This is a genomic window from Dactylosporangium sp. CA-139066 (assembly GCF_050936175.1).
Lineage (GTDB): Bacteria > Actinomycetota > Actinomycetes > Mycobacteriales > Micromonosporaceae > Dactylosporangium.
Window position 1 is genome coordinate 2,638,301 of record NZ_JBNJNH010000002.1, and the last position, 13,510, is coordinate 2,651,810.

Here is a 13,510-nt window from a genome sequence, read left to right on the forward strand (position 1 = left end):
GTCACCAGTCGGAGTTGGCCCCGCCGGTTCCGAGGATCACCTGGTCGAAGTTGTTGCCGTCGTTGTCGTCGGTGTACGCCACCGAGAACTCGCCCCAGTTGGACACCGCGACGGCGATCTGCTCCTGCCGCCCGGTCGTGGTCTGGGTGAGCACCTGTGCGGGCAGGCGGCCGGTCGTCGTGCCGTCCGCGTTGAACCCGCGGGCGTAGAGCTCGGTGGCGGACCAGCCGACCACCGTGTTGGTCTGGCCGTCGATGCCGATGACCGGGTTGGCGCCGCCGTCGGCGACGAGCACCTCGGTGCCGCGCGCGACCGCGCCCGGGCCGAAGGAGCGCGTCCACACGCCGGCGGTGCCGGTGTGGTCGGACTCCCACGCGACCGCGAAGTCGCCGTTGAAGTCCTCGGCGATCGCGGCGTGGCGCTGCTGGCCGCCGCCGAGGCTGTTCGCCGTACGCCGGGACAGGTTGACCGCGCCGTTGGCCTTGGCCAGCCCGACCAGCCCGATGTTGTAGTAGCCGTTGGCGTCGGCATCCTCGTCCCACACGACCAGCGCGTCGCCGGACGCGGAGACCGCCACGTCCGGGCGGTGGTGCTGGCCCGTCTGCTGCGACGCGAAGACCTCGTAGGCCTTCGTGGACGGGCCGGTGTACCCGGCCGCCTTCACGGTGTACGTGCTGCCCTGCACGTCCTCCCAAACGACGGTGAACGCGACCGCGCCGCCGTTCGGGGCGCCGTCGGGGTCGACGGCGACCTTCGGCGCGATCTGGTCGCCCGCGGTGTCGGCGTTGGCGCGGCCGGACGCGGTGACCGAGCCCGACGGCGAGATCACCCGGTAGGAGATGTTGAAGACCCCGTTGCCGTCGGCGTCCTCGGCCCAGACCACGACCGCGTTGCCCTTGTCGTCGAGCGCGACGTCCGGGCTGATGTGCTTCCAGTTGGTACCGCTGGTGCCGCCCGCCGACAGCTTCAGCTCGTAGGTCGCGGTCCCGTTGGTGAACAGGCGCACCCACACGTCGGAGTGGTTGTTGTCGGCGGGGTCGGTGGTGTCCCGGTCGTCCTCCCACACGACGGCGACCTGGCCGTTGCGGTTGGCGGCGATCGCCGGGGTGTCCTGGTCCCCGGTCGCCACGCTGTTGGCGGTCGTCCACGTCATCGAGGCCGCGGCGAGGGCCGCGGCGGCAAAGAGCTGCACTCGGTCTCCTAGAGGGCCTGAAGGCCGGGCCGGCCGTCGAGGATGGCGAACGACTTGATGGTGGTGGCGGCGACGCCGTGCTCGGTCACCGAGGTCACGCCGCGGAAGTCGGCGGTCACCTGGCTCGGGGTGATCCGGGTGCGCACGTAGCCGCGCCGGTTCGAGTAGAACTTGATGTGCGGGTTGGTGGCGCCGTTGGGGATCGCGGTGGCCGCCGTACCGTTGCCGCCCGACGTGATCGAGGTGCAGACCAGCTCACTGCCGATGACCGCCGAGCTCGTGTCGGCGTAGTCGGCCTTGAGGTTGTTGCCCCACGAGGCGTGCACGTCGCCGGTGAGCACCAGCGGGTTGCGCACGCCGCGGTCGACCCAGCCCTGCTGGATGCGGGCCCGGGAGGCGCGGTAGCCGTCCCAGGCGTCCATGTTGCCGGCGCCGCTGGCGTCGAACTGGCGGGCGAAGAACACCTGCTGGCCGATGATGTCCCAGGTGCCGAGGTGCTGGCCGAGACCGTCGAGCAGCCACGCCTCCTGGGCCGTGCCGGGCAGGCTGCGGCCGGCCAGGTCGGCGTCCGCGCAGACCTTCCAGCCGTCGCCGCACGCCTGGTCGTTGCGGAACTGGCGGGTGTCGAGCATGTGGAACGTGGCGAGCTGGCCCCAGCGGACCCGGCGGTACAGCGGGATGCTGTTGCCGTTGTTGGCGTTGGCCGGGTGCAGCGGCATGTTCTCGTAGTACGCCTGGTAGGCCGCCGTGCGCCGGGCCGTCCACTGCGCGGTGGTCAGCGCCGGGCTGCTGTCGGCCCGCGTCATGTTGGCGTAGTTGTTCTCGACCTCGTGGTCGTCCGGGACCACGAGCCATGGCGCGATCTGGTGCGCGGCCTGCAGGTCCGGGTCGGACTTGTACTGCGCGTACCGGCGCCGGTAGTCGGCCAGCGACACGATCTCGCTCGCGCCGGCGTGCTGGCGCAGCGCGCCGGCGGTGGCGCCGCCCTCGTAGATGTAGTCGCCGAGGTGCAGGATGAGGTCGGGCCGGTCGTCGGCCATGCCGCGGTACGCGTTGTAGTACCCCGACTCGTAGTGCGCACACGAGGCGAAGGCCATCGTGAAGTCGCGCCCGAGGGTGCCGATCGCCGGGGCGGTGCGGGTGCGCCCGACCGGCGAGATGTGGCCCTGCGCCCGGAAACGGTAGTAGTACTCGGCGTCCGGCTGCAGCCCGCCCGCGATGACGTGCACGGAGTGGGCCTGGGCGTAGTGGGCGGTCACCGTGCCGGAGGCGACGAGGGTGGCGAACGAACTCGTGGTGGAGACCTGCCAGTCGACGGCGACGTCGGCGTTGGCCATCCCGCCCTGTCCGTCGGCGTTCAGCGGCGACGGGGCGAGGCGGGTCCACAGCACGACGCTGTTGTCGTCCGGCTCGCCGGAGGCGACGCCGAGCTGGAACGGGTAGGGAACGGCGGCTTGGGCGCTCTGCAGAGGCGCGACCACGGCCCCGGCGGTGGCGAGACCACCGAGGACGAACGTGCGGCGGCTGAGCCTATTCATGGCGCATACCCTCGGGTTCGCTCATGAACACAGTGTGGCCGAGCCGTGTATAGATACCTACAGATGTATCCGGATGAATTTCCGCTCTGCGGCAATCGCAGCGCGTTGGGCGTGCGCCGATGTCATCGCCGACATGACGGCCGAGGCGGAAAGACTGCTCAGCCCAGCCGGAACTTCTGTGCCGTAGTGGTGTTGCAGTCCCAGATGCGCAGCTGGTCGCCGGCCTTCTGGTTGTTGTTCGGGTCGTCCAGGCAGCGGCCCGACGGCGGGTTGTAGAGCGTGCCGTCGTCGCGCGACACCCACGTCTGCGCGCCCGTGCCGTCGCAGTCCCACAGCTGTACCGCGGTGCCGTTGGCGGTCCCGCCGTTGACGACGTCCAGGCACTTGCCGAACGTGCGCGCGGTCTGGTCGCCGGGCGCCGACCAGCGCTGGGCGTCGGAGCCGTTGCAGCCCCACAGCTGCACGCCGGTGCCCGGGGCGGGCGAGGCGTTCACGACGTCCACGCACAGGCCGCCGGGCCCGGTCACCGCGCCCGGCGGCAGCTTCCACGTCTGCGCGGCGGTGGCGTTGCAGGCGTACATCTGCAGCTGCACCGCCCCCGGCGTGGTGTTGCCGTTCGGGACGTCCAGGCACTGGCCGGCGTTGACGAGGGCGCCGTTGGTGCGGTGCGACCACTGCTGGGTCGCGGCCCCCGAGCAGGTGCCGATCGTGACGGCGGCGCCCGCGGTCAGGCACTTGTTCTGGATGCGCACGGTGTTGTCGGAGTTGTACGACACCGTCTGCGCCGCGGTGTGGTCGCAGCCGTAGATGCGCACGTTGGTGCCGTCGCGGACGTCCAGGCACAGCCCGCCGGCGCCGATGACCTCGCCGGCCGTGGGGTTCGCCATGGCCGAGCCGGACAGCGAGACCGTGTGCGCGGCGTTGCCCGCCAGCGCGGCCGTCGTGACCGTCACGGTGCGCCGGTTGGCGTTCCACGACCACGCCGTCTCGGGCACCTGGACGCCGTCGACGCTCACCGCGGTGGGCGCGCTGGAGTTCGACAGGCGCAGGGTGTAGGCGCGGGTGGTCGGCTGCGCGCCGATGGTCAGCGTGCGCGCCGCGTCGCTCCACGAGAACGGGGCGGTCGTGGACGCCGTCGACGTGCCCTCGCCCGCGTCGGAGTACAGCGCGAACGAGCCGTCCGCGCCGGCCGTCACGTCGAGCGTCAGCTGGGTGAGCGGGCGCTGCGCGGCGTAGTCGACGTAGTCGGTGCGCTCGGGCATGATGCCGCCGGCCTTGATGAGCACCGGCATCTGCGACAGCGGGTCGCTGATCGTGGCCGCGGACGGGCCGGTGTACGCCTGGCCGGTGAAGTAGTCCGTCCAGGTGCCGGGCGGGACCCACAGGGTGCGGGAGCCGCTCGAGGTGGTGATGGGGGCGACGAGGACGTTGTCGCCGTAAAGGTACTCGGTCGGGTTCGTGTACGCCTCGGCGTTGCCCGGGTAGTTGAGGTACAGCGGCCGCACGATCGGCACGCCGGTCGCCCGGGCCTGCGCGGCGAGCGTGTATGTGTAGGGCACCAGCGCCTCGCGCAGCCGCAGGAACGCGTCGGCGCTCGACGCCGCCGCGCCCGTGTAGTTCCACGGCAGCCGGTCGCCGTGGTCGGAGTGCAGCCGGTCGATCGGCTGGAACGTGCCCAGCTGCACCCACCGCACGTACAGGTCGTCGGCCAGGTGCCCGCCGTGGAAGCTGCCGATGTCGTGGCTGACGTTGGACAGCCCGGCCGCCGCCTCGTCACCGGCGAAGCGCGCCTCGAAGTTCAGCATGTCCCAGGTCGCCGGGGTGTCGCCGGTGAACTGCATCGTGTCGCGCCGCTCGGGCCACGGGCCGATCGCGTAGTTCGAGTCGTCGCCGCCCATCTCCGAGCCGCCGATGCGGCCGAACGAGAACGGGCGCAGGCCCCGCGCGGCCGCGGCGTCGGCGTAGGCCTGGTTGATGAGCGTGTCGGGCGAGACGTGCGGGTCGGAGGCGGTCGAGGCGCCGCAGCCGGAGCAGTAGTCCAGCCACCACGTGCGCACGCCCTGCTGCTCGAACGGCTTGTGCAGGTTCATGTACGCGGTCATGTTCGACGACTTCGACCAGTCGAAGACGTAGTTGCCGCCGTCGGAGGCGAGCCCGCCGGCGGTGCTGTTGGCGGTCGCGAACTGCGGGTCGTTGCCGGCGATGCTCGTGTGGATGTTCAGCGAGACGTTGAGCCCCTGCTGCTTCGTCCAGTTCATGAACCCGGCGGGGTCGGGGAACAGCGACGCGTTCCAGTTCCAGCCGTTCCACTGGCTCGGCGACTTCCAGTCGGTGTCGATGACGAGCCAGTCGATCGGCGTGAACGTGCTGCGGAACGTGGGCAGCAGCGTGTTCTGGTAGTCGGCGGTGCTGTAGGCGTAGTAGCGGGAGTACCAGACGCCGTACGCCGACTGGGGCAGCAGCGCCGTGCCGCCGGTGAGCGCGTTGAGGTCGGCCAGGCCCTGCTTGTAGTTCTGCCCGTAGCCGAAGAAGTAGCCGTCCTGGTACGGCTGCGTGCCGTGCGACGGGCGGTCGGTCACCGCGTGCGCGGCGGACAGCAGCGCGGTGCGGCTGTCGTCGAGCAGGTACCACCCGGAGCGGTCCAGGATGCCGGGGTGCTCCGGCACCGGCAGGCCCCGCGGGTTGTCCAGCGAGCGCGACCAGCCGCCGAGCGTGTCCGCCGGCCCGGCGCCGTAGCCGGTCATCCGCAGCGCGGTCGAGGCGGCCGGGTAGGCGGTCGTCGAGGCCGGGGTCAGCGCGATGCTGTCGATGTTGACGCGTCCCGTGTCGGACGCGGTCTGCAGCAGCGTGATCGTGCTGGTGCCGGCCGGCAGGCTGACCGTGGTCGAGGTGGTGCCCCACGTGTCCCAGTTGGCGGTCTGCGGGAGGCTCAGCGCCGGGCCGGCGGCGCCGTTGACCCGGGTGGAGAGCGAGCCGGTGGCGCCCTGGGCGTTGCCGTAGCGCACCTGGAGGCGGTAGCTGCCGGCCGCCGGCACGCCGCCGACGTCCACGGCGAGCGAGGAGCCGGTCTTCTCGTAGCCGGCCACGAACGCCGAGCCGGTGTAGCCGGTGTGGTCGTAGGCGGGCGAGGCGTTGCCGGTCAGCAGCGCGTTCTCGGCCTCGCAGGCGGTGCCGAAGGCGCAGTACGACGGGAAGGCCGGCGCCGCCGTGACGCCGGTCGACAGGGCGACGGAGACGTTGGCCGCGGTGAACGCCCCGCTGTTCTGCTTGTAGCGCAGGGTCAGCGCGCTCGTGCGGATCTCGCGGTAGCCGTCGGCGGTGGCGGCCGTGGTGTACGAGGGCACCGGGAAGTTGCGGTTGACCGCGTTGAACGTGGTCGCGTCCTGGAAGGCGCCGTCGCCCGCGTACTCCAGGCGGATCAGCGTCGGGGTCAGGACCTCGAAGCGTGCGTTGCCGTCGATGACGACATTGGTCGCGGCACTGGCGGGGGCCGCGAGCGCGATCACGGAGCCGGCGACGAGCGCGGCCGCGGACGCGTGAGGCAGGAGGCGGAACACGCTCTCATGGAAAGCCTTCGATGCCATTTCAGTCAAGGGTTGACAGAACCATCGATGACTGGCAACTTTTAACAAAACTTCCCATTGAGCCCGATCCATGTCATCGGGAGGACTCCGTGCGCCCTGTTGTTGTTCTGAGCGCTTTCGCCGCTCTCGTCGCAGCTCAGCTCGTCAATGTGCCCGGCGCGTCGGCCGCCGTCGCCGACCCCGCCGCCACCGTGGACACGCTCATCGGATCCGCCAACTCCGGTGAGACCTTCCCGGGCGCCGACACGCCGTTCGGCATGGTCCAGTGGAGCCCGGAGAACACCCGCGGCGACCAGACCCGCACCCCGCAGCCCGGCGGCTACGACTACAACGTCACCAAGATCCGCGGCTTCAGCCTCACCCACATGTCGGGCACCGGCTGCGCGGGCGGCTCCGGCGACGTGCCGTTCCTGCCGTACCCCGGCAACGTCACCTCGTCGCCGTCGTCGGACAGCACCGACGCCACCTACGCCAGCACGTTCTCGCACGCCAACGAGGCCGGCACGGCCGGCTACTACCGGGTCGGCCTGGACTCGGGCGTCAACGTCGAGCTGTCGGCGACGACCCGCACCGGCGCCGCCCGCCTGACCTACCCGACCGGCAGGACCGCGTCGCTGCTCGTGCGCACATCGAACTCGGAGGTCGGCAGCAGCGCCGCCCAGACCACGGTCGACACCGCGAACCGGGCCATCTCCGGCTCGGTCACGAGCGGCAACTTCTGCGGCTACATCAACACCGAGGACCGGCGCAGCTACTACACGCTGTACTTCTACGCCGCCTTCGACCAGCCGTTCACCTCGACCGGCACGTGGCAGGACGGCACGCTGTCGGCCGGCGGCACGTCGTCGAGCGGCGGCACGACCTACGGCACCGCGGGCTGGCCGGCGGCCGGCAAGGGCTCCGGCGCCTACGTCACGTTCGGCGGCCAGTCCGTCGGCGTCCGGGTCGGCATCTCGTACGTCAGCGCCGCCAACGCCAAGGCCAACCTCGACGCTGAGAACCCGGCCGGCACGAGCTTCGACACGGTGCGCCAGCGCGCCCACGACGCCTGGAACACCGAGCTCGGCCGGGTGGCGATCACCGGCGGCACGGCCGCCCAGCAGTCCACGTTCTACACGGCGCTGTACCACTCCCTGCTGCACCCGAACGTCTTCAGCGACGTCAACGGGCAGTACAAGGGCATGGACCAGCAGACCCACACGGTCTCGGGCGCGCAGCACGCGCAGTACGCCAACTTCTCGGGCTGGGACGTGTACCGCGACCAGGTCCAGCTCGTCACCCTGCTGCGCCCGGACGTCGGCGCCGACATCGCCCAGTCCCTGCTCAACCAGGCCGCCCAGAACGGCGGCGTGTGGGACCGCTGGACGCACAACCAGGGCGGCACCCACGTGATGACCGGCGACCCCGGCCACGCCGCCGTGGCGAGCATCTACGCCTTCGGCGGCACGACCTTCGACGCCCAGTCGGCGCTGACCTCCATGGTCCACGCCGCGACGACGGTGACGGCCGCCGACCTGAGCCGCACGGGCTGGAACGTCATGGTGGTGGGCGAGCGCCCGTCGCTGGACAAGTACCTGCAGCTCGGCTACGTCCCGTCGGACGGCAACGCCTGGGGCGGCGCCGGCGAGACGCTGGAGGACGTGGCCGCCGACTTCGGCATCGCCCAGCTGGCCGCCCGCCTGGGCGACACGGCGACGGCCACCCAGTTCACATCCCGCGCCCAGAACTGGAAGAACGTCTTCAACCCGGCCACCGGCTACATCCAGCAGCGCAACTCCGCCGGCGCCTGGCAGTCCTTCGACCCGGCGAGCTCCGACGGATTCGCGGAGGGCTCGGCGGCGCAGTACACCTGGATGGTCCCCTTCAACGTCAACGGCCTGTTCGCCAAGATGGGCGGCTCGGCCACGGCCGCGTCCCGGCTCGACTCGTTCTTCCACAACACGGACGGCAGCTGGGCGTTGTCGAAGGCCGGCGGCACCCACTCGGACCTGGCGAACGAGCCGTCGATCGGCACCCCGTGGCTCTACGATTTCGCGGGCCAGCCGTACAAGACGCAGCAGACGGTCCGCCAGGTGGTCAACACGCTGTGGTCCAACGCCCCGGGCGGCATCCCCGGCCAGGACGACCTCGGCGCGATGTCCGCGTGGTACGTCTTCGCCGCGATGGGCATCTACCCCCTCACTCCCGGCCGCGGCGAGCTCCTGCTGGCCAGCCCGCTGTTCTCGCAGGTCGCGATCCACCGCTCCACGGGCCCCACGATCACGCTGAACGGCACGGGCAGCGGCCCGTACATCCAGAGCGCCACGCTCAACGGCGCCACCTACACGCGCCCGTGGCTGCCGGAGTCGCTGCTGTCGGCCGGCGGCACCCTGAACCTGACCCTGGGCGCCACGGCCAACACCTCGTGGGGCAGCGCCGCCGCCGACGCCCCGCCATCCTTCGACTCGCCCCCCGCGGCGACCAACCTCGCGCTGAACCACCCGGCCACCGCAGACTCCTCCTGCAACGCGAACGAGGTCCCCGCCAAGGCGGTCAACGGCAGCGTCTCGGGCGGCACGAGCGACAAGTGGTGCTCGACCGGCACCAGCAAGTGGTGGCGGGTCGACCTCGGCTCGTCGCAGCAGGTCCGCACCATCACCATCCGCCACGCCGCCGCCGGCGGCGAGTCCGCGTCCTGGAACACCCGCGACTTCGACCTCCAGTCGTCGCCCGACGGCACCACCTGGACGACGATCGCGCAGGTCCGCGGCAACACCACGGCCGTGACCACGACCGCGGTGACGACGACGGCGCGCTACCTGCGCCTGAACGTCATCGCCGCCGAACAGTCCGGAACGGGCGGAGCCGCCCGGATCTACGAGTTCGAGGCGTACAGCTGAGGTTCTGACCGGCGCTTCCGCCCCGCGGGTCGGGAGCGCCGGTTTCCGAGCTACCGCGACGTCCGCCGTGGTTGCGGCCCGTGACTCCCGGGCCACGCCAGGCCCGCGCCCAGTCACCCCGCACCTGGCGGCGCGCACCCGATTCGGCGGCAGGACCGGCCGGAGTCGAACCGGCGTCCTTCGTCCTGCGAAGACGGCGCGACGACCCCTGCGCTACGGCCCCGCCGGTGCGGAGTCTACAAACACCGCGCCCCACGCAACATCTCGAAGCGTACGTAGCGGTCCTAAGTAGACGGTCGAGCCGTCGCCGGCCAACGCCCCACCCCGGAGATCGGCGCTTCCGGACCTGCCCATGGAACTGGGACAGGCGCTGGGCTTTGTGGTGCCCTGACGGTTCCGCGAGGGGTCTACCCACAGGCCAGGTCACTCAACAGATCCGGGGGATGGAGGCGGCTCGCCGGGTTCTGTCCGACACCCTGGAGCCAATCGTCCAGACGATGCGGCCGCCGCCCCAGATGAGCATTCGGCAAGCGCGCAAAGAGCCTGGATCAACTTCCAGGGCCAGCAGAACAACTATCCACCGAACCTGCCGACCGGTCCTACCGCACCCAATGGGTTCGCTCCGAGCACTCCGCCTTGGCGTCCATAGGCGCGGTGGCAGAGATTCGCATCTAGAAGCGGATTAAGGCTGGATGCTGTCTCTTCCGAGCGACAGCACTTTAGTCACTGGTCACGAGTCATCGGTCGGTCGGCCCGACTGTGCCTGTCTCATCAAGAGAAGTAGTTCTTCGGCCGCAGACTGGTCGGCCAGCGAAGTGCCCCAGTCGTCCCGGCCGGGGTCCTCTTCGTCTGGCACCTCGACCTCGCTTAAGAGAGTCGTCAAACCCGGCGGGACCTCGGGAACGAGAAATCCTTCTCGCTCGATTAGCTGGCGATGTGTGCGCAGGGCGTGGAGGCTACGGGCGAGTTCGTTGACTAGTGCCTGCAAAAAGCGCTGTTGTCCAGTCCGGTCAACGCCAGTGGCAGAGGCTAGCTGCGTCTGGTCCGCTACGCGTCTGATACGTGATTGGATTTCAGCGTACTGCTGAACGAGCGTCCGATGGACGTCGTACAGGGCGACGGCCCGCCGGCCGTCACGCCACTTCTGGACATTCGACCCGGCGTACTCGACGAGTCGAGCCCCGATGATCCAACCACGGCTGAACCATGGAGACGACTCGACCTCCGGCAGGATGCGAAGGTTCTTGACCTGGCCGACTGGGGTTAGGAGGAGTAATGGCGGTACATCGAGCGCCGCGCCGAGTATCAGCAACTCGTCGACGCTGACCGACTCACGTCGCCCGGTCTCCAGGTTGGCGATCACTGACCTCGGCACCTCAGACCCCAGTTGCGCGGTGCGTCGTGACAACTCATTGGCGCTGAGCTCGCGTCGGTCGCGCCAGAACTTGACCTGGGTAGCGACGACCCTCGTGACACTCTTTGGCCAGCTCTGTTCCTCCTCCGGGGGCAACGTCTCCCCGGCGGCATTCGGCTGATTGTCCGTGTCACTCATCGCATCAGCGCTGCACAGATCCGCACACGACCACCATAACGGGGATCTTGGAGCGTCGTCACGGAGGGCGGTGTGTCGTAGCCACACACTTGTGCGCTGTCAACGCCTCTGTGATGCAGTGACAGTGTCGCGAGACACAGTCTCGACCAATTCGCCGCGCAGCGGTTTGACTTGCGGTCCGTCCGGGGCGAGGCTTAACCTCGATCACAGGGCGTCACGACGGCGCTCGCGCGGCAACCGGCCCCACCGGCTGGGTCAGCCGGAGAAACTGGGGGGATTGCCATGGAGATCGCCACGTAGCAACCGCGCGGGCCCGGCGCCCGTCCGCTCGTCAACAAATGACGTGGGGCTGCGATGCGACGCTGCCACCTCTGACGAGAAAAGCCCCGCAGTACCGAGATGCTTCCGACACCTCGGGCCGACGGGGCTCCTCGTAGCTTAGGTGAAGTGGCGCATTCGCGCCATCGTCGTGCGAGGTTTCCGTCAGTACCATGACGCACTCCGCTGGCCAGCGATGACTCATCGGCGTCGTAGGCCGCCCCATGTGCCCCCACCGAGCGCGCATACGGGCCCTGGCGTGAGCGCTTCATGCGTCTGAATACCGTCTGCGGGTCGGGCCCTTCCCCGTCCCCGCGACGTTGCACGGCACGCAGATCGACGTACCTCCAACCGGGGGATACCAACTGCGCGCCCGTCTCGCGAATCCGTGCTCGCTCCGCTCACCCGCAGCGGAGTGGCCCGACCGCGAGGAAGTGGCGATTTGTTGATGTTTTCAACAAATTTTTTTGATATGGCACTTATGAGAACAGTGTCATATTTTCAGGCGGGGAGTTCCCACCAGCATGTCCATGGCAACATCGACACTTAGTGCATCGACTTCGGGGTCCGGCATGTATCTGGCCAGCCTCAAGTTCACCGGCTTCCGCTCGTGCCGCGACCTCACGATCAAGCTCCAGCCGGGTCTGACGCTGCTCGTCGGAGACAACAACTCCGGCAAGTCCAACGTGATCGACGGGGTGCGTCTGCTGACCACGCCGCTCAGTGGTCGACGGCAGCGCTACATGGAAACCGACGACGTCTCCTTCGGCGAGACTGGCGCGATTGAGATCGTCGGCGAGTTCGACGGCTTGACGCGGTTCCAGCGGGGGCAGTACATCGGAGCGCTCGATGTAGGGACGAACAAGGCCTACTACATGACCCGGTTCCGTCCCGACGAGGATGTCCCCCGCCGTTCCAAGGTGGAGAACTTGGTCGGCCGGGCCGCTGGGCCTGACGCCGAACCCGAGAAGCGTGACCAGATCCGGCACGTTTACTTGGCACCGCTGCGCGATGCCAAGCGCGAGTTAGACTCCGCCACTGGCAATCGCATGGCGCTCATTATCAGGTATCTGACGAGCGAGGCGGACCGCACGGACTTCCTCGAGCAGGCGAACGACGGGATGCGCAAACTTGAGGCGCACGCCGTCATTATCGACACCCAGGGGCGGCTGCAAGGGCACGTTAGTGACCTCACCAACCCTGTCCGGGGGCAGGTGATCGGGCTCAGCTTCCGGGATGTCCAGCTCCACAGGCTCGCCCGCGGCCTGCGCCTAAAGATGGCCGAGCACGGCGTCGACCTCGCCGACATCGAGGACTCCGGCCTCGGCTACGCCAACTTGCTCTACATGGCGTCCGTCATCATAGAGCTACGCAACGCCAAGGACGCCGAGCTCACGCTCTTCCTGGTAGAGGAGCCGGAAGCCCATCTCCATCCGCAGCTCCAGGCCGTCTTGCTCGACTACCTTCAAGAGCAGGCCGCCGAGTCGCTCCGCGACGACACCGATGGGCCGGCAGGCCGCATCCAGGTGATCGCCACGACTCACTCGCCTAACCTGGCCAGCGCCGTGGGCATCCGCAACGTCGTGGTGCTGCGTACTCAGGAGTCAGCGGTCTCCGAGGAGACGACCGACCCCTTGGCGGAGACCAAGGCGGCTGCGGCAGGCATCCAGCGGGGCACTGCTGCCGTCGCCCTCTGCGATATTGACCTGACTGACGAGGAGCGCCGGAAGATCGACCAGTACCTTGACGTAAGCCGCGCCGAGTTGCTGTTCACTCGGCGCGCGATCCTCGTGGAGGGCGTCTCCGAGGCGGTCATCCTGCCCCCGCTCGCGCGGAAGTGCGTCTTTGACGACTCGAAGGACGACTACAAGGTCAAGTGCCGAGAGTTCCGCGCCGTGTCGATTATCAACATCGGCAGCGTTGACTTCGCGCCCTACATCAAGCTGCTCGTGCAGGAGGTCGGCGGCGTTCGCCTCGTCGACCGCTTGGTGGTTATTACCGATGGAGACCCGGAGGTCGAGGACGAAGCCGAGGAAGACGATCTCGACGACGAGGCTGAGGAGTCACCGGCGGAGGAGCCGGCCGCCACGCTCAGCCGAAAGGATCGTCTCGACGCCATCGCCATCCAGTTGGGCGCCGAGCAGGTGCTTACCGTGTTCGCCGCCGAGTACACGCTCGAGGCGGACCTCATGGAGCCGTTCTCGGTGAATGGCCCGCTGCTGGAGAAGGCATTCAAGCGCCAGAAGCCGAGGTCGAGCAAGTTCTGGAAGACCCTCGTCGAGAGCACCAGCCCGGCCGAGGTCTTCTACCGCAAGCTTCGGAAGACGAAGCGGTACATCGGCAAGGGCGAGTTCGCGCACGACATCGCGGACTTGGTCGAGGGCGGTGGGACGTTCGAGTGTCCGGACTACCTGAAGCAGGCCATCCAGTCGGCGATGCGGTAGGCG

General features: G+C 69.1%; 6 protein-coding genes and 1 tRNA gene. 2 read left to right on the top strand and 5 right to left on the bottom strand.

The window, feature by feature from the left end; genetic code table 11:
* Position 1: 1 nt before the first annotated feature.
* The 3 genes from ACQEVU_RS56890 to ACQEVU_RS56900 all read right to left on the bottom strand — a co-directional run bounded on the left by ACQEVU_RS56890 (position 2) and on the right by ACQEVU_RS56900 (position 6,287).
* Positions 2–1,192 (bottom strand): hypothetical protein, encoded by a 1,191-nt coding sequence (locus tag ACQEVU_RS56890; protein ID WP_433339552.1) that lies wholly within the window; start codon positions 1,190–1,192, stop codon positions 2–4.
* A gap of 8 nt (positions 1,193–1,200) precedes the next feature.
* Positions 1,201–2,730 (bottom strand): alkaline phosphatase D family protein, encoded by a 1,530-nt coding sequence (locus ACQEVU_RS56895; RefSeq protein WP_433339553.1) that lies wholly within the window; start codon positions 2,728–2,730, stop codon positions 1,201–1,203.
* A 158-nt stretch (positions 2,731–2,888) separates the two neighbouring features.
* Entirely contained in the window at positions 2,889–6,287 is a 3,399-nt protein-coding gene (locus ACQEVU_RS56900) for a ricin-type beta-trefoil lectin domain protein (protein ID WP_433339554.1), read from the bottom strand.
* Between the two features lie 20 nt (positions 6,288–6,307).
* On the opposite strand from ACQEVU_RS56900, the gene ACQEVU_RS56905 reads away from it, so the two are divergent.
* A complete protein-coding gene (locus ACQEVU_RS56905; protein ID WP_433339555.1) occupies positions 6,308–9,193 on the top strand; it encodes a GH92 family glycosyl hydrolase in 2,886 nt (961 codons plus the stop codon).
* Between the two features lie 150 nt (positions 9,194–9,343).
* On the opposite strand, the gene ACQEVU_RS56910 is transcribed toward ACQEVU_RS56905, so the two are convergent.
* Both ACQEVU_RS56910 and ACQEVU_RS56915 read right to left on the bottom strand, forming a co-directional pair.
* Positions 9,344–9,416 (bottom strand) — tRNA-Ala (locus ACQEVU_RS56910).
* A gap of 507 nt (positions 9,417–9,923) precedes the next feature.
* Positions 9,924–10,745 carry a helix-turn-helix domain-containing protein gene (locus ACQEVU_RS56915; protein WP_433339556.1) on the bottom strand — a complete coding sequence of 274 codons (822 nt, stop codon included), beginning with the start codon at positions 10,743–10,745 and terminating at the stop codon, positions 9,924–9,926.
* A gap of 890 nt (positions 10,746–11,635) precedes the next feature.
* Here ACQEVU_RS56915 and ACQEVU_RS56920 point away from each other — a divergent pair.
* Positions 11,636–13,507: an ATP-dependent nuclease gene (locus ACQEVU_RS56920; protein WP_433339557.1), complete on the top strand. Its 1,872-nt coding sequence runs from the start codon at positions 11,636–11,638 to the stop codon at positions 13,505–13,507.
* Positions 13,508–13,510 lie beyond the last annotated feature (3 nt).

Excerpts from the sequence above, each read along its gene's own strand:
- ACQEVU_RS56895 (WP_433339553.1), bottom strand. The coding sequence starts at position 2,730 with ATGAATAGGCTCAGCCGCCGCACGTTCGTCCTCGGTGGTCTCGCCACC.
- ACQEVU_RS56905 (WP_433339555.1), top strand. The coding sequence starts at position 6,308 with ATGCCATTTCAGTCAAGGGTTGACAGAACCATCGATGACTGGCAACTT.
- ACQEVU_RS56915 (WP_433339556.1), bottom strand. The coding sequence starts at position 10,745 with ATGAGTGACACGGACAATCAGCCGAATGCCGCCGGGGAGACGTTGCCC.
- ACQEVU_RS56920 (WP_433339557.1), top strand. The coding sequence starts at position 11,636 with ATGTATCTGGCCAGCCTCAAGTTCACCGGCTTCCGCTCGTGCCGCGAC.